This is a genomic window from Micromonospora sp. NBC_00389 (assembly GCF_036059255.1).
In the GTDB taxonomy this organism is placed as follows: Bacteria; Actinomycetota; Actinomycetes; order Mycobacteriales; family Micromonosporaceae; genus Micromonospora.
In genome coordinates this window covers 3404252-3422091 of record NZ_CP107947.1, presented here as the reverse complement: position 1 = coordinate 3422091, position 17840 = coordinate 3404252, and the positions used below count along the sequence as shown (strand labels likewise).

The window sequence follows — 17840 nt, the reverse complement described above, 5'->3', positions numbered from 1 at the left end:
GGCCTACAGCGGATCCTCGACGGCATCCAGGTCCTGATCGACCAGCGCCTCTCCCAGGAGAGCTGAAGACCCTCGCACTCCCCCGAGCGCAGCCGCCCTGCCGCGGTCGGCCCCTGTCGAGCTGCCCCAGATATGGGGCGAGCGGCGCGATCGGCCCGCCTCACCGGAGCTGAGCCGCTTGATCGACTCCATCTCGCCGATATCGCGGCTCGCTGGGGATTACCGCAATATCGGCGGAAGGGCAGATGATCAAGGGGCTGCGCCGGTTCGTGGGTCTCCGGCCAACCCCGCACCCCTGAATCGAGCCCTCCGGCGGCCCCCGCCCCATTTCTGGGGCAGCTCTACAGGGCTTGAAAGGTGTGCACTGCCGTCAGAAATCGGGTCCCCGATGACGCAAACTTCCTGGCCAACACCCTCGAAACAGTTGCCAGGCATGGGCCACACCGGAGTACGGGGCTGGCATCTTGAAGAGCCAGAGGGTTCCGTCCAAGCCAGCGTGCAGCCCGAGTGCAAGCGGTCAGGAATCGAGAAGCCCTGGTCGACGAGCCGCGGTTAGCGTGACCGCCATCGACATCCCACCCGGCACATCGCCGGGTTACGCGTCCTCAAAGGAGGCTTCCTTGAACTCGAACCGGTGGGTGCGACAGATTCACCGTTGGCTGGCCATCGCCTTCACGGTGACCGTCATCGTCACCTTCGTCGCCCTGGCACAGGACGAGCCTGTCGTCTGGGTGTCCTACGTGCCGCTGTTTCCCCTCGCCCTGCTCCTGTTCACCGGTCTGTACCTGTTCGCGCTGCCGTACCTCCTCAAACGACGGCAAGCTGGGCGGCCGGACTGACGCTGCGGTCGGAGCGTCAGGCCGTCAGTCGGCCTCGACGAGGATCAGCTCGCCGACCTGCTCGCCGATCGCCGTACGCGCATCCGCCGGCAACCCGACGTCGGTGATCAGCACGTCGGCGGCCTCCAGCGGGGCGATGGTGGCGATGCCGATCGTCTCCCACTTGGTGTGGTCGGCGAGCACCACCAGCCGTCGGGCGGCACCGATCAGGCACCGGTTGACCCCGGCCTCCAGCAGGTTCGGCGTGGTGAGGCCGGTCCGTGGGCTGAGCCCGTGCACACCGAGGAAGAGCAGGTCGACGTTGAGCGCGCTGATCGCCGCCTCGGCCACCGGCCCGGTCAGCGCGTCCGACGGCGTACGGATGCCGCCGGTGAGCACCACCGTCTGGTCGGCGCGCGGATTCTGGTAGAGCGCGTCGGCCACCGGGATCGAGTTGGTCACCACCGTCAGCCCTCGTACGTCGGAGAGCAGCGTGGCCAGCGCGGCGGTGGTGGTGCCGGCGGAGAGCGCGATGGCCATCCCCGGCTCCACCATGGTCGCCGCCCGTTCGGCGATGGCCCGCTTCTCGGCCTGCTGGCGGATCGACTTCGCGGCGAAGCCGGGCTCCTCGGCGGAGCCCGGCCCGGCCAGCGTCGCGCCGCCGTGCACCTTGTCCACCAGCCCGCGCTCGGCCAGCACCTCCAGGTCACGCCGGATCGTCATGTCGGACACGCCGAACCGGCTGACCAGGTGGCTCACCCGTACGCCGCCACGCTGACGGATCAGATCGAGGATGGCGGTCTGCCGCTGCTGGGCGAGCACCTGGGGAACCTCCTTCGCACCGACGCTGTCGCCGGATCAGGCTGGGTCGGCGGCCCGGTCCTCGCGGACCACGGCCACCTCGCCGGCCGGCACCGTCAGCTCACCGGCACACCGCACTCCGGTCAACAGCTCGGTGCCGGTCGCCGTGAGTCGTACCTCGGCCTCGGTGTGGTTGATCGCGAACAGCCAGCTCCGCTCGCCGTCGCGACGCCGCACCACCTCGACGCCGGTCGGCGCCTGCGCCGCCGGGCGGACGCCGGCCTCGTCGAGCAGACGGGCGACCAGCCGGTCGGTGGCCGGCTCGTCCAGCCGGGTGCCGACGTACCAGGCGGTGCCCGCGCCGACCGGATGCCGGGTGAGCGCCGGTACGCCCGGCAACGGCCCGTCGGCGTACGAGGCGAGCACCTCGGCGTCCTCGGCGTGCAGCCACTCGGTCCACACGTCGGCCGTGCTGCCGTCGTCCAGCCGGACACTCTCACCCTCGCGCAGCGGGAAGAACTCCTCGGTCCGTACGCCGAGCAGCTCCCGGAAGGCACCCGGATAGCCGCCCATCCGGATGTGGTCGTTCTCGTCCACAATGCCGCTGAAGTAGGTGACCGCCGCGGTGCCGCCGGCCTCGACGAACCGGCTCAGCGCGTCGGCGTCGGCGTCGCGGACCAGGTAGAGGGTGGGTGCCAGGACCAGTCGGTAGCCGCTGAGGTCCGCCGACGGGTGGATGATGTCGGCCGTCACGCCGGCCCGCCACAACGCGCCGTAGAGGGCGGCCAACCGGTCGGCGTAGTGGACGTCGACGCTGGGGTGCGAGTCGAGCTCGACGCCCCAGCACGCCTCCCAGTCGAACAGGATGGCCACCTCGGCGTCCACCCGACTCCCGCGCACCTCGGCCAGCGCCTTGAGGTCCGCGCCGAGCTGGCAGACCTCGCGGAACACCTTGGTCTCCGGCCCGGCGTGCGGCACCAGCGCGGAGTGGAACTTCTCGGCGCCGGCCCGGGAGGCGCGCCACTGGAAGAACAGCACCCCATCGGCCCCGCGGGCGACGTGCGCCAGGCTGTTGCGGCGCATCTGCCCCGGCAGCTTGGCCACGTTGCGCGGCTGCCAGTTCACGGCGCTGGTGGAGTGCTCCATCAGCAGCCACGGATCGCCACCGGCGACGCCACGGGTGTGGTCGGCGGAGAGCGCCAACCCGACGTGCGCCTGCGGGTCGGCCGCGGTCAGGTAGTGGTCGTTGGAGACGAGGTCCACGTCGTCGGCCCAGGAGTGGTAGTCCATGTACTTGATCCCGGTGCCGATCATGAAGTTGGTGGTCACCGGCTGGCCGACCATCGTCTTCAACAGCTCGCGTTCGGCGCGCAGTTGGGCCCGTTGCTCATCGGAGGAGAAGCGCAGGAAATCCAGCTGCTGGGTGGGGTTGGCGAAGGTCGGCGCGGTGCGCGGCGGGTTGATTTCGGCCCAGTCGCCGTAGCGCTGGCTCCAGAACGCGGTGCCCCACGCGTCGTTGAGCCGGTCCAGGTCGCCGTAGCGCTCGCGCAGCCAATCGCGGAACGCCTGTGCGCTGACGTCGCAGTAGCAGTGCACGTTGTGGCAGCCCAGTTCGTTGGAGACGTGCCACATCACCACCGCCGGGTGTTCGGCGTACCGGCCGGCGACCGCCCGCACCAGCTCCAGCGACCGCTCCCGGAACACCGGGGAGCTGGGGCAGTACGCCTGCCGCCCGCCCGGCCAGAGGATCGCGCCGTCGGCGCGGCGGGGCAGCGTCTCCGGGTACGCACGGGCCAGCCATGGTGGAGGGCTGGCGGTGGCGGTGGCCAGGTCGACCTGGATGCCGCCGTCGTGCAGCAGGTCCAGCACCCGGTCCAGCCAGCCGAACTCGAACCGGTCGGGGGCGGGTTGCAGCAGGGCCCAGGAGAAGATGCCGACGGAGACCAGGTTGACCCCGGCCTGACGCATCAGCTCGACGTCCTCCGACCAGGTCTGCTCGGGCCACTGCTCGGGGTTGTAGTCGCCGCCGAAATAGATGCCGTCACCCTGCCATCGCCGCATGAGAGCTGAGGGTGCACCTGGCAACCCACGGAAGTCAACAGGTTCCAACATCGATTTCTTTTCCAACGTTTACCACGTAACAGCCGTGTCACGACTGAGTTCTGGGAGGCGAATTGCCCTCTTGACAGCGCCCGGCGGACGGGTAGCTTGAGGCCCCAATGGCCGTTCGTGTTTGCCAATGTGGATTCTCGTGGGATCCCGATGTGTATTCACGGCGCCGAACCTGCCTTCACCACCCCTGACGGCCCTTGGGCGTAGCACCTCTTCATTCGCAGGAGGCACAGATGTCCCGTCCCCGATCCCAAGCCGAGTACCTGGCTCGGCTCGTACCGTCCTCTGTCGCCGGTATCAACCGACGCTCGCTGCTGGCCGGCGCTGCCGGCACGGGCGCGCTGCTCGGCACCGGCCTGCTCGCCGGTTGCGGCGACGACTCCGGCGGGTCCGACTCGAAGGACGTGTCCCTCGGCTCGAACCAGTCCGACCCGAAACCGAAGGACGTCGTCGCCAAGGTCACGGACGGTTTCAAGACCTCGTCCGGCGTCCAGGTCGCGGTGAACACGGTCGACCACAACACGTTCCAGGAGAACATCAACAACTACCTGCAGGGCAAGCCGGACGACGTGTTCACCTGGTTCGCCGGCTACCGGATGCGCTTCTTCGCCCAGAAGGGCCTGGCCGGCGACATCAGCGACGTGTGGGGCAAGCTCTCGGGCTACTCCGACGCCTTCAAGAAGGCGTCCACCGGAGATGACGGCAAGCAATACTTCGTTCCGGCGTCGTATTACCCGTGGGCGGTCTTCTACCGCAAGTCGGTCTGGCAGCAGTACGGCTACCAGCAGCCGAAGACCCTCGACGAATTCACCACCCTCGCCGGCCAGATGAAGAAGGACGGCCTGACCCCGATCGCCTTCGCCGACAAGGACGGCTGGCCGGCGATGGGCACCTTCGACATCCTCAACCTGCGGATCAACGGCTACCAGTTCCACATCGACCTGATGGCCGGCAAGGAGGCCTGGACCTCCGACAAGGTCAAGAAGGTCTTCGACACCTGGGCCCGCCTGCTCCCCCTGCACCAGCCGGACAGCCTCGGCCGCACCTGGCAGGAGGCGGCGCAGTCGCTGCAGCAGAAGAAGAGCGGCATGTACCTGCTCGGTCTCTTCGTCGGCCAGCAGTTCAGCAACGAGGAGCAGAGCGACCTCGACTTCTTCACCTTCCCCGAGATCGACCCGGCGATCGGCGCCAAGGCGCTGGACGCACCGATCGACGGCTACATGATGGCCCGCAAGCCCAAGAACGAGGACAACGCCAGGAAGCTGCTGGAGTACCTCGGTGGCAAGGCCGCTGCGGACATCACGGTCAAGAACGACCCGGCCACCCTCGTCGCCAACAGCGGCGCGGACGTCAGCGGCTACACCGCGCTGCAGAAGAAGGCTGCCGAGTTGGTCGGGTCGGCCACCGAGATTGCCCAGTTCCTCGACCGGGACACCCGGCCGGACTTCGCCTCCACGGTGATCATCCCGGCGCTCCAGCAGTTCATCAAGGACCCCAAGGACATCGGCGGGCTCACCTCGAGCATCGAGAACCAGAAGAAGTCGATCTTCACTGACTGACGGCGGAAAGGGGAGGACATCGTGTCCGACCTGCCCCTGATCCAAGCGGATCGCGCCGTGCCGCCGCCGGCCGCGACCACCTCCAAGGGTGGTCGTCGCCGGCGGCTACGGCTCCTGTCCCGCACCGACCGCGTGGTCATCACGCTGATGGTGCTCGTCCCGCTGCTGCTCGTCACCGGGTTCGTCTGGCTGCCGGCGGTGGCCACCGTGCTGCTCTCCGGCACCAACTGGGACGGCATCGGCCCACTGAACGAGATCGAATTCGTCGGCGCCCGCAACTACAGCGACGTGGTGAACATCTACCCGCCGTTCGTGCCGGCGGTCCAGCACAACCTGCTCTGGCTGGCGGCGCTGTTCGTCGTCGCCACCCCGTTCGGCATGTTCCTTGCCGTCCTGCTCGACAAGGAACTGCGGGGCAGCCGGTTCTACCAGACCGCGCTCTACCTGCCGGTGGTGCTCTCGCTGGCACTGATCGGCTTCGTCTGGCAACTGCTCTACTCCCGCGACCAGGGTCTGATCAACGCGGTCTTCGGCAGCAACATCGACTGGTACGGCGACTCGAACGTCAACATCTGGGCGGTCATGGTCGCCTCCGGATGGCGGCATGTCGGCTACATCATGCTGCTGTACCTGGCCGGGCTGAAGGGCGTCGACCCGTCGCTGCGGGAGGCCGCCGCGGTCGACGGCGCCTCGGAGAGCCGGGCGTTCTTCCGGGTGGTGTTCCCGGTGATGCGGCCGATCAACATCATCGTCCTGGTGGTGACGGTCATCGAGTCGCTGCGCGCGTTCGACCTGGTCTGGGTGGTCAACAAGGGCCGCAACGGGTTGGAGCTGATCTCCGCGCTGGTCACCCAGAACGTGGTGGGTGAGGCGAGCCGGATCGGGTTCGGCTCGGCGCTGGCGACCATCATGCTGGTCGTCTCGCTCGTCTTCATCACCATCTACCTGGCGACCGTGATGAGGGAGAACCGGGAATGAGCACCGCGACCGCGACCCGGCGTACCGAAGGCGAAGCCGACGCCCCCGGCCGCCGCCGCAAGCTGACCCCGCTGCGGCTGCTGCTGCACGGTTTCCTCATCGTCGTCTCGCTGACCTGGCTCTTCCCGATCGCCTGGGCGGTGCTGACGTCGCTGCGCTCCTACGAGTACACCGCCGCCAACGGCTACGTCTCGTTCGGCGGCTGGACCATCGACAACTACGTCACCGCCTGGCAGACGGCGGAGTTCGGTAAGCACTTCCTCAACTCGGTGTACATCACCGTGCCGGCAGTGCTGCTGACGCTCTTCCTCGCCTCGTGCGTGGCGTTCGTCATCGCCCGGTTCAGCTGGAAGCTCAACCTCGTGCTGCTCGGGGTGTTCACGGCAGCCAACCTGCTGCCCCAGCAGGCGCTGCTCATCCCCCTGTTCCGGCTGTTCACCGAGGTGCCGCTGCCGGAGTTCATGAGCGACTCGGAGCTGCTCTACGACAGCTACTGGGGCCTGATCCTGATCAACGTGGCCTTCCAGTGCGGGTTCTGCGTCTTCGTGCTCAGCAACTACATGAAGGCGCTGCCCCGCGACCTGTACGAGGCGGCGATGGTCGACGGGGCGAGCATCTGGCGGCAGTACTGGCAGGTCACCATGCCGCTGTGCCGGCCGGCCCTGGCGGCGCTGGCGACCCTGGAGGTGACCTGGATCTACAACGAGTTCTTCTGGGCCACCGTGCTGATGCGCACCGGCGACAAGTTCCCGGTGACCAGTTCGCTGAACAACCTGCGCGGTGAGTTCTTCACCGACAACAACCTGGTCTCGGCGGGCAGCGTGCTCGTCGCGATCCCCACCCTGGTGATCTTTTTTATGCTCCAGCGGCACTTCGTCCGGGGCCTGACCTTGGGAGCCTCCAAAGGATGACGATCCTGCACCTGCGCCGCGCGCGGACCAGCCTGGTGCTCGACGCGCGCGGCCCGGGGCTGCCCCGCATCGTGCACTGGGGCGGCGACGTCGGCGACCTCGACGACGACGGCCTGCGCCAGCTCGCCGACGCGACCGTACCGCCGGTGGTGCCGAGCAGCTTCGACGAGCCCACCGTGCTCTCCCTGCTGCCCGAGGCGAGCGCCGGCTGGAACGGCCGGCCAGGGCTGGCCGGGCACCGCGACGGCACCGGCTGGTCCACCGCTTTCCGGCTGGACGGCGTCGACGTCGACCAGCCGGCCGACGAGGGCTCGGCACGGGTGACCGTACGGGCCAGCGACCCGGCCGCCGAGCTGTCCCTGACCATCGAGATCGAGGTGGACCCGACCGGGTTGCTGCTGCTGCGCCACCGGCTGCGCAATGACGGCGACGGCGCGTACGAGCTGCGGGAGCTGGCCCCGGTGCTGCCGGTGCCGGCGGTCGCCACCGAACTGCTCGACCTGACCGGCCGGTGGTGCCGGGAACGGTCCCCGCAGCGGCACCCGTGGCAGCAGGGCAGTTGGGTCCGCGAGGGGCGGCACGGGCGTACCGGGCACGACGCCACCCTGCTGCTCGTGGCCGGCACCGCCGGGTTCGGCTTCGCCCACGGCGAGGTCTGGGCGGTGCACACCGCGTGGAGCGGCGACCACGTCACCTTCGCCGAGCGCCGGCCCACCGGCGAGTCGACCCTCGGCGGCGGCGAGCTGCTGGCCCCTGGCGAGATCCGGCTCGGCCCCGGCGAGTCGTACGCCACTCCCCTGCTCTACGCGGTCTGGTCCGACGCCGGGCTGGACGGGCTCAGCGACGTGCTGCACACCCACCTGCGCGCCCGGCCCGGTCACCCGCGTTCCTCCCGCCCGGTGACCCTCAACGTCTGGGAAGCGGTCTACTTCGACCACGACCTGGACCGGCTGTGTGCGCTCGCCGACCGGGCCGCGCAGATCGGCGTCGAGCGGTTCGTCCTCGACGACGGCTGGTTCCGCGGCCGGCGCGACGACACCGCCGGGCTCGGCGACTGGTTCATCGACGAGGGCGTCTGGCCCGACGGCCTGCAACCGCTGATCGACCACGTGACGGGCCGGGGCCTGGAGTTCGGCCTCTGGGTCGAGCCGGAGATGGTCAACCCGGACTCCGACCTGTTCCGCGCGCACGCCGACTGGCTGCTGGCCGTGCCGGGACGGCTGCCGCCGCTCTGGCGCAACCAGCAGGTGCTCGACCTGGGCCGCCCGGAGGCGTACGACTACCTGCTGGACCGGCTCGACAAGCTGCTCACCGAACACCCCGGCATCAGCTACCTCAAGTGGGACCACAACCGGGACCTCACCGAGGCCGGGCACCACGGCCGCCCCGGCGTGCACGAGCAGACCCTGGCCGTCTACCGGCTCCTCGACGAGTTGCGCAGCCGCCACCCCGGCGTGGAGATCGAGAGCTGCGCGTCCGGCGGCGCCCGGGTGGACCTGGCCATCCTGGCGCGCACCGACCGGGTGTGGGCCAGCGACTGCAACGACGCCCTGGAACGGCTCAGCATCCAGCGCTGGACCGGGCTGCTGCTGCCACCGGAGCTGGTCGGCACACACGTCGGGCCGGAACGCTCGCACACCACCAACCGGGTGCACGACCTCGGCTTCCGGGCGGCCACCGCGCTCTTCGGCCACCACGGCATCGAGTGGGACATCGCGTCGATCAGCGCCGCCGAGCAGACCGACCTGGCCGCCTGGGTGGCGCTGCACAAGCGGCTCCGGCCGCTGCTGCACGCCGGCCGCGTGGTCCGGGTCGACCACCCGGACCCGGCCGTCTGGGCGCACGGCGTGGTCGACCACGACGGCACCCACGCGGTGTACGCCATCGCCCGGCTGGCCACCTCGGTGGCGCAGTCCCCCGGCGCGGTCCGGCTGCCCGGCCTGGACCCGGGCCGGCGTTACCTGGTCCGACCGGTGTCGGACGTGCCGCCCCCGGCGACCATCGACCGGTCCGCGCCGGGCTGGCTGGCCACCGGCGTCACGCTCAGCGGGGCGGCACTGGCCCGGATGGGGGTGCAACTGCCCGCGTTGCACCCGGAGCAGAGCCTGGTCCTGGAGGTCATCGCCGCCAGCTGACAAAATTTCCGGAGATTCTTTGGGTCGGGGTGTCGAGAACGGTGCCGCCTGCTTCTACCTCAGGGTGAGAGCACCGAAGATGGTGCGCAGGCGTGAGGAGCGAAACCATGAAGTACATGTTGCTGATGCAGTTCAGCGCCGCCGGGACCGACTTCCCGGGCATCGACACCTGGAGCCCCGAGGAGATCCGGGCGCACATCGGCTTCATGCAGGAGGTCAACGACAAGCTCGTCAGCGACGGCGAGATGGTCGACGGCCAGGGGCTGGGCGGCCCGGCGCAGGTCCGGATCGTCCGCGCCGGGGCCGACGGCGCGCCGGTGGTCACCGAGGGGCCGTTCGCCGAGACCAAGGAGTTCCTCGCCGGCTACTGGGTCGTCGACTGCGACACCCCGGACCGGGCTGTCCAGATCGCCGCGCACATCTCCACCGCACCCGGCCCCGGCGGCCGGCCGCTGAACATGCCGATCGAGGTGCACCCGGTGATGTCCGCCCCACCCGTGGAGTTGTGAGGGCTGACGACCACCGATCCCCGCATCGAGGACCTGCTGCGCGAGTTGGCGCCGCAGGTCCTCGGCGTGCTCGCCCGTCGGTTCGGGGACTTCGCCACCGCCGAGGACGCGGTGCAGGAGGCCCTGCTGGCCGCCGCCACCCAGTGGCCGACCGAGGGGACGCCGACGAACCCGCGCGGCTGGCTGATCCAGGTCGGCTACCGCCGGATGATCGAGCTGGTCCGCAGCGAGCAGGCCCGGCGTCGCCGGGAGGACCTGGTCGCCCAACGGGACCCGTACGACCGACAGCACGCACCGGCGGCGGACGAGGAGCTGACCGCCGAGCGGGACGACACCCTGGTCCTGCTCTTCCTCTGCTGCCACCCGGCGCTCGCCCCGGCATCGGCCGTCGCACTGACCCTGCGCGCGGTCGGCGGGCTGAGCACCGCCGAGATCGCCCGTGCGTTCCTGGTGCCGGAAGCGACCATGGCACAGCGGATCAGCCGGGCCAAGCAGCGCATCCGCTCCTCCGGGCTGCCGTTCCGGATGCCCGACGAGGCGGAACGGGCCGACCGGCTCGCCGCCGTGCGGCAGGTGCTCTACCTGATCTTCACCGAGGGGCACACCAGCACCGCCGGCCCGGACCTGCGCCGGGTCGACCTCGCGGTGGAGGCGATCCGGCTGACCCGCGCGCTGCACGCCCGGCTGCCCACCGACAGCGAGTCGGCTGGGCTGTTGGCGTTGATGCTGCTCACCGAGGCACGCAGCCCGGCCCGCACGGGGCCCTCCGGCGAGCTGATCTCACTGGCCGATCAGGACCGCACCCGCTGGGATGCGGCGGCGATCGCCGAGGGCGTCGCGCTGGTCACCTGGGCGCTGCCGCGCGGGCCGGTCGGCCCGTACCAGGTGCAGGCCGCCATCGCCGCGCTGCATGACGAGGCGCCGAGCACCGGGGCGACCGACTGGCCGCAGATCCTGGCGCTCTACGAGGTGCTGGAGCGACTGTCCGGCAGCCCGGTGGTGTCCCTCAACCGGGCCGTGGCGACCGCCATGGTGCACGGGCCGGAGGCCGGCCTGGCCGCCCTCGACGCGCTGACCGACGACCCACGGCTGGCCGGGCACCACCGGTTGTCCGCCGCCCGCGCCCACCTGCACGAGATGGCCGGCGACCACACTCGGGCGATCGCCGACTACCGGGCCGCCGCCGGGCGTACGAGCAGCCTGCCCGAGCAGCGCTACCTCACCATGCGGGCGGCCCGACTCGCCGCCGTGGCGCACCAACCCACCACGAAGGACTGAGGGCCGCATGGCGTACGTGTTGCTGGGGATCGCCATCGCCGCCGAGGTGCTGGCGACCAGCCTCCTCAAGACCACTGCCGGGTTCAGCCGGCTCTGGCCGACGGTGGCCTGCCTCGGCGGTTACGTCGTGGCGTTCATCCTGCTGGCCCAGGCGGTCAAGGAGATCCCGGTCGGGGTCGCGTACGCCCTCTGGTCGGGCCTGGGCACCGCCACCATCGTGGCGATCGGTGCGGTGTTCCTGGACGAGCCGGTCGGGCTGGCCAAGCTCGGCGGCATCGCGCTGATCATCGCCGGGGTGGTCATCGTGAACCTGGCCGGGGAGCACTGACCACGAAGGGTCGCGGTGGCCGGGCCCGTCGCGGGCCCGGCCACCTGCCCGTCGGTCAGCTCGCGGTGCAGCTCACCTCCGGCTTGGCGTTGCTGCCGGTCCAGCCGCCGATGAAGCCGAAGCTCGTGCTGGCGCCGGCGGCCAGCCGGCCGTTGTAGTCCACGTTGCGCGCGGTCACCGCGGCTCCGCTGCTGGTCAGCGTCACGTTCCAGGACTGGCTGACGCTCTGCCCGTTGGCGAAGGTCCACCGGGCGCTCCAGCCGGTGATCGCGGTCGCGCCGGCGGTCACCCGCACCTCACCCTGGAAGCCGCCCTGCCACTGGTTGACGATCGTGTACGTCGCGGTGCAGCCACCGGCCGGCGGCGGAGTCGTCGGCGGCGGAGTGGTGGGTGGCGGGGTCGTGGGTGGCGGGGTGCCGCCGAAGACCGTTGCCTCCCGGGCGGTCTGCCGGATGCCGTTGGCGCCGTTGAAGATCCGCTGGCCCCAACTGGTCAGGCTGGCCGGGTTGAAGGCGGTGGCCATGTCGAGATACTCCACGCCACCGCCGTTGCCGCTCCACGACCAGCCCAGCCAGCCGATCCCGTTGGCCTGGCTGTAGGCCAGGATGGTGTCCTCGTCCGGGTCGCCGTCGGAGTGGTCGAAGCCGAACTCGCCGACCACGATCGGCAGCCCCGCGGTGCGGAACCGGCCCAGGTAGTCGCTGATCTCCGCGGCGGTGTCGAAGACCCCGTACATGTGGATGGAGAAGACGGTGTTGCGGGCCGGGTCGGCGGCGAAGACCGAGGCGGCGTTGTCGCGCATGGTGAACGACCAGTCCTGCCCCCAGTTCGGCGCGTCCACCATGATCGTGTGGGTCAGCCCGGCGGCGCGCAGCCGCTTGATCGCGTTGGCGTTGTCGGTGGCCCAGGAGGCGTAGTTCTGGTTGCCGTACGGCTCGTTGCCGATGTTGACGATGACGTACTTCTCCTGGCCGGCGAGCACGTCGGCGATGCTGAGCCAGTAGTCGACGGCCCGATCGAGGGTGATCGCGCCGCTCTGCTCGCCGTAGCCGGTGGTGTCGTGCACCTCCAGTACGCAGATCAGCCGGTTGGCCTTGCACGTCGAGATGACGTTGGCCACGTCGGCGTTGGTGTTGCGGGTCCACCGGTCGCCGCTGGAGAGCACCACCCGCACGGTGTTCGCGCCGAGCGCCTTGACGTCGGCGAACGAACTGGTCTGCTGCGGGTACCAGGTGTGCGCGTGGTTGACCCCACGCATGATGAATTCGGTGCCGTTGGCGTCGTACAGCTTGCCGCCCGCGACGGAGAAACCGGCCGCGGCGTGTGCCGGCTGGCCGAACGCCAGCACGGCGACGAGCAGCGCGAGCAGGGCCGCGCCGGCGGCGGAGAGTCGAGTCTTCATGGCCTTCCTCAGGGAGGACCCCCGGGTGCCCGACAGGGGTGGGACGTGACAGGGGAAGGCGGCTGCAGCCCGACAGCCGCCGCCCGGATCCCGACGGCGCAGGCATCAGCGTAGGACGATGGATCTGTCGGCGCAACCGGTTCAGTGGCCGGATCCGGGCGGCAGACAGCCGTGACGGCCCACGCGGACGCGGGCCGTCACGGGGCGGTCATCCCCACCACAGGATGTACGCCACACCGGACTCTTAACCGGTTAAGAGCGACCGTAGGCAGGCCATCGTCATCCGTCAAGCGTTGTCCGTCGGAACCGGACGGGATGGTTGACCGCTGCCGACCGGGGTATCCCGGGAACGTCGCCGGTGGGAAGGGAAACCAGGATGGTCAGTGTCGGCTACACCCTGATGTGCGAGCAGTCCGGTCCGAAGCAGTTGATCGACCACGCGGTCCGGGCCGAGGCTGCCGGCTTCGACCAACTGGTGGTGTCCGATCACTACTCCCCCTGGCTGGACGCACAGGGCCACTCCCCGTACGCCTGGTCGGTGCTCGGCGCGGTCGCCCACGCCACCTCCCGCGCGGAGCTGATGTCCTTCGTGACCTGCCCGATCCGCCGCTACCACCCGGCCGTCGTGGCGCAGAAGGCCAGCACGATCGGGGCGCTCTCGGACGGCCGGTTCACCCTCGGCCTGGGCGCCGGGGAGAACCTCAACGAGCACGTGGTCGGCGGCTGGCCACACGTGCAGCAGCGGCACGAGATGTTCGAGGAGGCGTTGCAGATCATCCGGCCGCTGCTCAACGGCGAGTCGCTGACCTTCTCCGGCAACCACTTCGACGTGCCCGACGCCTACGTCTGGGACCGCCCGGAACGGCCGGTTCCCATGGCCATCGCCGCCTCCGGCCGACAGTCCGCCACCCTGGCCGCCGAGTACGGCAACGGCCTCGTGGCCACCGAGCCCGACCGGCACATCATCGAGATGTACGACGACGCTGGCGGCGCCGGCCAACCCCGCTACGGGCAGGTGCCCATCTGCTACGGCCCGGACGAGGCGGAGTGCCGCAAGATCGTGCACGACCAGTTCCGCTGGTTCGGGTTGGGCTGGAAGGTCAACGCCGAACTGCCCGGCCCGGACTCCTTCGCCGCCGCCTCCCAGTTCGTCCGGGAGGAGGACGTCGCCGAGGGCATCTCCTGCGGCCCGGACGTGGACACGCACGTCGAGGCGTTCCGGAAGTTCGTCGACGCCGGCTTCACCCACGTGGCTATCGTCCAGGTCGGCGGGGAGACCCAGCCGATGTTCCTGGACTGGGCGCAGGAGGAGTTGCTGCCCCGGCTGCGCTCGCTGTGAGCACTGCCCCGTTTGACTGGCGGGACCAGATGACCCGGCTGGTCCCGAACGCTCGGCTGGTCGTCGTAGCCACACTCACGGACAGGTGAAACCTCATGCGCTTTGGCAACACGGAGATCCGGCCGTTCGGTGGAGGTCTCGGCTGCCTGCTGATGATCCTCGCATCGATCGTCGCGTCGGTGGTGCTCACCGTACTGCTCAATCTGGTGCTCTGAGCCGAGCCGGCGGTCCGGTGGCCGACCCGACGCCGGGTCGGCCACCGCATTCACCGCTAAAGCGGACGCCAGGACGCCGGGTCGTTCCAGCCCTCGGTCATCCGCATCGAGGCTGCCATTTCCAGGCCCCCGTCGCGGCCACCCACCGCGCTCGCGCCGGCCGGACTCTCCGTCGAGACCTCGGTGACACATCCCGAGCAGCCGGGCACCTGCGCCACCCGGAACACTCCGATGCCCGCGTCATCGCTCATCACCGACCCGACGCGGCCCGCCACCATCGTGCGGGACTCCTCGAAGCTGCTTCCGTCACCGGCGAAGGTCCCGTTGCTCACGCCGATGCTGAGGTCCTGACGGGGGCCTGGTCCACCCGTGCGGTAGTGGACGTGGACGTCCAGCCACTTTCCGTTGTACATCCGCAGCTCGGTGCCCTTCAGCGTGGCGCCGGCCGGTATGGCGACCGGCGCGAACGGGACGCTCACCCGCTGGGTCTCCCACACCAGCCCCGCCGCGATCTGGCGGCCGAGCTCCTCGGGATGGTCGACCTTCGACATGCGGATCGACATCCAGCCGTCCGGCGCGTACTGCCAGGAGAGCAGCGTCTCGCTGCCGTCGGTGTAGAGGAAGGCCGAGTGCCCGTCGACCGGTGCCACCGGTGCGCCGGGCAGGGCGACCGGCGGCGGCGGACCGTCCAACTCGCTCCGCTGCCGCTGGTTGGCGAAGAGATCCACCCCACGCGCACCCAGCCGCACGGTCACCGACCGGCCCACGCCCATGATCGGCCCCGGCTCCACCGGCCCGCCGGGGCTGATCGCCTCGGGAACGCTCGCGTCCACCGCCAGGACCTTCACATCCGTCCGGTACGACTGGCTGACCGCCTCGGCCGTCACCGACCCGAGCCGGAACAGCCGCAGCGTCGGATCAAATGCCTCCGGTGCCACCGTGGGCGGTCCCGCCGGGGCCGTCGCGGACGGCGACGGATCGTCCGCAGGCGACGGGCCTACCGACGGCCGGACACCGGCCAGCAGGGCGGCCGAGCCGAGCAACGCCAACACCGTGGCCACCGCCCCAACCGCGGTCAACTGTCGGCGCCGGCGGACCGTCCGCTCGCCGTCGGCCAACGCCCTCTCCATCGACACCCCGCCGCCGGGCAGGTCGTCGGCCGCGCGCGCCAACAGGCTCCGCACGTACGTCTCCTCCTGATCGATCATCGGGCCACTCCCTTCGACTCCGCGTCCTGCGGCAACTGCCGGCGCAGCGCGGTCAGCCCCCGCGCGGTCTGACTCTTGACGTTCCCGGTCGAGCAGCCCAGCACCTCGGCGGTCTGCTCGACGCTCAGGTCGGCGTAGAACCTGAGCACCAGGACCACCCGCTGGCCGGGTGGCACCGCCGCCAGCGCGGCACGCACCGTCACCGCGTCCGCGGCGGCGTCACCCGGCCCGGACAGCGCACCGCGGGGCACCGGCTCGGGTGTGCGGTCGAACAACTGGACGCCCCACCAGCGGGACCGCCGCTCCTGCTTGAACGCGTTGACCAGCATCCGATGGACGTACGCACCGACGTTGTCGGCCTGCCGTACCCGGGGCCACTTCACGAAGAGTTGGGTGAGCGTCTGTTGCACCACGTCGTCGGCACGGTGCCGGTCACCGGTCAACAGGTAGGCGGTGCGTCGCAGTTTCTCGGTCACTCCGGTGACGAACTCGACGTACTCGTGCCGTTGTGCGGCATGCATCAACCACTCCCGTTCCGGATTCCGACGCTGTCACCCTATGGATGGACGCGGATCTGGATCAGGTTGCACGCGCACCGGCGCGGCCGGCGTCAGCGGCGCAGGCCGAGGGCGGTGAGCACCTCACGGGAGGCCAGCCGGGCCGGATCGAGCACCGAACGGCGGATCCAGCGGGCCACCGGTGACACGGTGGCCCGCCACGCCGCCCCGACGCCACGCGCCACCGGCACGACGATGGCCGACCAGGCCCACCGCAGACCGCGCAGCAGCGGTCGGTACAGCAGCCGCAGCAACCACCCGGCCACCCGCCACGCCCCCACCACGGCGGCGACCACCAGCCGGCCGGCCGGCGCGAGCACCGTGCCCAACCAGCGCAGCGGCCGTACCACCAGGTGCTCGACGAGCCAGACCAACGCCCGGCCGAACAGGACCAACGGCGGGCGGAGCACCACGCGGGCCACCCAGGCCATGGCGTGGCCGAGCCAGACCAGGGGGAGCCAGACGAACGTGCGGACGAGCCAGACCAGAGGGAGCCAGACCAACGTGCGGGCGAGCCAGACCAGCGGGACCCACAGGAGTCGGTGCAGCGCCCAGGCCAGTGGCGCCAGCAGCCAGCGGCGCAGGAACCGGCCGGTCGGGCCGAGCAGGTAGCGGTACAGCAGCCGGCCGGTGGCCGCGATCAGCTCCCAGAGCAGGCGTACCGGCAGCACCACGACCAGCGCCACACCGCGCGCGACGGCCGCGACGAGCGGAAGCTCGGCGGCGGCCGGCGGGTCGGCGGCCGGACCGGCCACAGTGGGCGAGCCCTGGTTGCCGGGCAGCGGCGGGCGGACGGTCGAACGGTCGGTCACGGTGGGCACCGTAACGGGCCCGCGCCACGCCTGGGGTCCCGGTCGCGGCCAGCGGACCGCTCAGCGTGGGGCTGGGTCCAGGTCCAGATCGGCCAGCAACGGATAGTGGTCCGAGGCGGTGTCCGCCGCCCCGCCACGGACCACCCGGCACTCCCGGACCCGCTCGGCCAGCGCCGGGGTCCCGAACAGGTAGTCCAGTCGCATCCCGGCGAACTCGGCCCCGCCGAACCGGGTGGGCACGGTGCGGCCGTCGGCCTCCGGTGCTCCGGCGGCGGCCGACGGCCAGAGGTCGACCAGGCCGGCGGCCAGCAGCCGGGCGACAACGCGGGTGTCCACGGCGCCGCCGCCCCGCCGCAGGTGGCGCCGCCGGTAGAGAGCGGGCATCCCGGCCAGGCGCGCGGTGTGGTCGACGGTCGGGTCGAGCGAGTTGAGGTCACCGGCGACCAGCGTCAGTGGCCCCTGGGCGCGTCGCAGCGCGGCCACCAGCCAGTCGACCTCCATCCGCCGCCGTCCCCCGGAGTACGGGTAGAGGTGGGTGCCGAGCACGGTCAGCGGACCGGCCGACGTGGCCACCACGACGCGGGCGGCGGCGTGGTGGAACGGCCGGCGCAGCGACCCCGCGGCGACGACCCGCAGCGGTGGCCGGACCAGCACCGCCACGGGCTGTCCGAAGCAGGACCGGGCCAGCTGGGGTGTCATCCCCACGCGACCCGCCACCTCGGCCAGGAGCCCGCCGCGGTCGAAGCCGCGCAGCTCCTGCAAGGCCAGCACGTCCGGCGCCTGCGCGGTGATCACCTCGACCAGCAGGTCCCACCGGTCGGAGCCACCCCGGTCTCGACCGCCGGTCCGGATGTTCCAGGTCATCACCCGCAGCACGG

General features: G+C 70.8%; 16 protein-coding genes. 9 read left to right on the top strand and 7 right to left on the bottom strand.

Annotation, left to right across the window (positions count from 1 at the left end; all coding sequences use genetic code 11):
• The first annotated feature begins 620 nt into the window (after positions 1-620).
• Complete coding sequence (locus tag OG470_RS16255) at positions 621-839, top strand: hypothetical protein (RefSeq protein ID WP_328425157.1); 219 nt, start codon at positions 621-623, stop codon at positions 837-839.
• Between the two features lie 24 nt (positions 840-863).
• Here OG470_RS16255 and OG470_RS16250 read toward each other — a convergent pair whose 3' ends face one another.
• Positions 864-1640 (bottom strand): DeoR/GlpR family DNA-binding transcription regulator, encoded by a 777-nt coding sequence (locus OG470_RS16250; RefSeq protein ID WP_328425155.1) that lies wholly within the window; start codon positions 1638-1640, stop codon positions 864-866.
• A gap of 36 nt (positions 1641-1676) precedes the next feature.
• The gene (locus tag OG470_RS16245) at positions 1677-3680 is read right to left on the bottom strand and encodes a beta-galactosidase (protein WP_328425153.1); all 2004 of its coding nucleotides are present in this window, start codon (positions 3678-3680) and stop codon (positions 1677-1679) included.
• A 284-nt stretch (positions 3681-3964) separates the two neighbouring features.
• On the opposite strand from OG470_RS16245, the gene OG470_RS16240 reads away from it, so the two are divergent.
• From OG470_RS16240 to OG470_RS16210, 7 genes are all read left to right on the top strand, one after another.
• Complete coding sequence (locus OG470_RS16240) at positions 3965-5290, top strand: ABC transporter substrate-binding protein (protein WP_328425151.1); 1326 nt, start codon at positions 3965-3967, stop codon at positions 5288-5290.
• A gap of 21 nt (positions 5291-5311) precedes the next feature.
• On the top strand, positions 5312-6268 hold the full coding sequence (locus tag OG470_RS16235; protein ID WP_328425149.1) for a carbohydrate ABC transporter permease: 957 nt from the start codon (positions 5312-5314) through the stop codon (positions 6266-6268).
• Positions 6265-7179 (top strand): carbohydrate ABC transporter permease, encoded by a 915-nt coding sequence (locus OG470_RS16230; RefSeq protein ID WP_328425147.1) that lies wholly within the window; start codon positions 6265-6267, stop codon positions 7177-7179. Before OG470_RS16235 ends, OG470_RS16230 begins: the two co-directional genes overlap by 4 nt.
• Positions 7176-9314 (top strand): alpha-galactosidase, encoded by a 2139-nt coding sequence (locus OG470_RS16225; RefSeq protein WP_328425146.1) that lies wholly within the window; start codon positions 7176-7178, stop codon positions 9312-9314. Before OG470_RS16230 ends, OG470_RS16225 begins: the two co-directional genes overlap by 4 nt.
• A gap of 107 nt (positions 9315-9421) precedes the next feature.
• A complete protein-coding gene (locus tag OG470_RS16220) occupies positions 9422-9823 on the top strand; it encodes a YciI family protein (RefSeq protein ID WP_328425144.1) in 402 nt (133 codons plus the stop codon).
• Positions 9824-9847: 24 nt separating this feature from the next.
• Complete coding sequence (locus tag OG470_RS16215) at positions 9848-11101, top strand: RNA polymerase sigma factor (protein ID WP_328426399.1); 1254 nt, start codon at positions 9848-9850, stop codon at positions 11099-11101.
• A 7-nt stretch (positions 11102-11108) separates the two neighbouring features.
• Entirely contained in the window at positions 11109-11429 is a 321-nt protein-coding gene (locus OG470_RS16210) for a DMT family transporter (RefSeq protein WP_328425142.1), read from the top strand.
• A 55-nt stretch (positions 11430-11484) separates the two neighbouring features.
• Here the strand turns inward: OG470_RS16210 and OG470_RS16205 are convergent, their stop codons facing one another.
• Positions 11485-12831, bottom strand: coding sequence for a cellulase family glycosylhydrolase (locus tag OG470_RS16205; RefSeq protein ID WP_328425140.1), 1347 nt, complete (start codon positions 12829-12831; stop codon positions 11485-11487).
• 376 nt (positions 12832-13207) lie between these two features.
• On the opposite strand from OG470_RS16205, the gene OG470_RS16200 reads away from it, so the two are divergent.
• Positions 13208-14170 (top strand): TIGR03557 family F420-dependent LLM class oxidoreductase, encoded by a 963-nt coding sequence (locus OG470_RS16200; RefSeq protein ID WP_328425138.1) that lies wholly within the window; start codon positions 13208-13210, stop codon positions 14168-14170.
• A 271-nt stretch (positions 14171-14441) separates the two neighbouring features.
• Here the strand turns inward: OG470_RS16200 and OG470_RS16195 are convergent, their stop codons facing one another.
• From OG470_RS16195 to OG470_RS16180, 4 genes are all read right to left on the bottom strand, one after another.
• On the bottom strand, positions 14442-15593 hold the full coding sequence (locus tag OG470_RS16195) for a hypothetical protein (protein WP_328425136.1): 1152 nt from the start codon (positions 15591-15593) through the stop codon (positions 14442-14444).
• On the bottom strand, positions 15590-16114 hold the full coding sequence (locus OG470_RS16190; protein WP_328425134.1) for a SigE family RNA polymerase sigma factor: 525 nt from the start codon (positions 16112-16114) through the stop codon (positions 15590-15592). Before OG470_RS16190 ends, OG470_RS16195 begins: the two co-directional genes overlap by 4 nt.
• A gap of 89 nt (positions 16115-16203) precedes the next feature.
• The gene (locus tag OG470_RS16185) at positions 16204-16962 is read right to left on the bottom strand and encodes a hypothetical protein (RefSeq protein ID WP_328425132.1); all 759 of its coding nucleotides are present in this window, start codon (positions 16960-16962) and stop codon (positions 16204-16206) included.
• Positions 16963-17022: 60 nt separating this feature from the next.
• Positions 17023-17838: an endonuclease/exonuclease/phosphatase family protein gene (locus tag OG470_RS16180; protein ID WP_328425130.1), complete on the bottom strand. Its 816-nt coding sequence runs from the start codon at positions 17836-17838 to the stop codon at positions 17023-17025.
• Between the last annotated feature and the right edge of the window lie 2 nt (positions 17839-17840).

Bases quoted from the DNA above. Each gene is read 5' to 3' on its own strand.
- OG470_RS16245 (WP_328425153.1), bottom strand. From the start codon at position 3,680: ATGCGGCGATGGCAGGGTGACGGCATCTATTTCGGCGGCGACTACAAC.
- OG470_RS16240 (WP_328425151.1), top strand. From the start codon at position 3,965: ATGTCCCGTCCCCGATCCCAAGCCGAGTACCTGGCTCGGCTCGTACCG.
- OG470_RS16230 (WP_328425147.1), top strand. From the start codon at position 6,265: ATGAGCACCGCGACCGCGACCCGGCGTACCGAAGGCGAAGCCGACGCC.
- OG470_RS16225 (WP_328425146.1), top strand. From the start codon at position 7,176: ATGACGATCCTGCACCTGCGCCGCGCGCGGACCAGCCTGGTGCTCGAC.
- OG470_RS16220 (WP_328425144.1), top strand. From the start codon at position 9,422: ATGAAGTACATGTTGCTGATGCAGTTCAGCGCCGCCGGGACCGACTTC.
- OG470_RS16210 (WP_328425142.1), top strand. From the start codon at position 11,109: ATGGCGTACGTGTTGCTGGGGATCGCCATCGCCGCCGAGGTGCTGGCG.
- OG470_RS16205 (WP_328425140.1), bottom strand. From the start codon at position 12,831: ATGAAGACTCGACTCTCCGCCGCCGGCGCGGCCCTGCTCGCGCTGCTC.
- OG470_RS16200 (WP_328425138.1), top strand. From the start codon at position 13,208: ATGGTCAGTGTCGGCTACACCCTGATGTGCGAGCAGTCCGGTCCGAAG.
- OG470_RS16195 (WP_328425136.1), bottom strand. From the start codon at position 15,593: ATGATCGATCAGGAGGAGACGTACGTGCGGAGCCTGTTGGCGCGCGCG.
- OG470_RS16190 (WP_328425134.1), bottom strand. From the start codon at position 16,114: ATGCATGCCGCACAACGGCACGAGTACGTCGAGTTCGTCACCGGAGTG.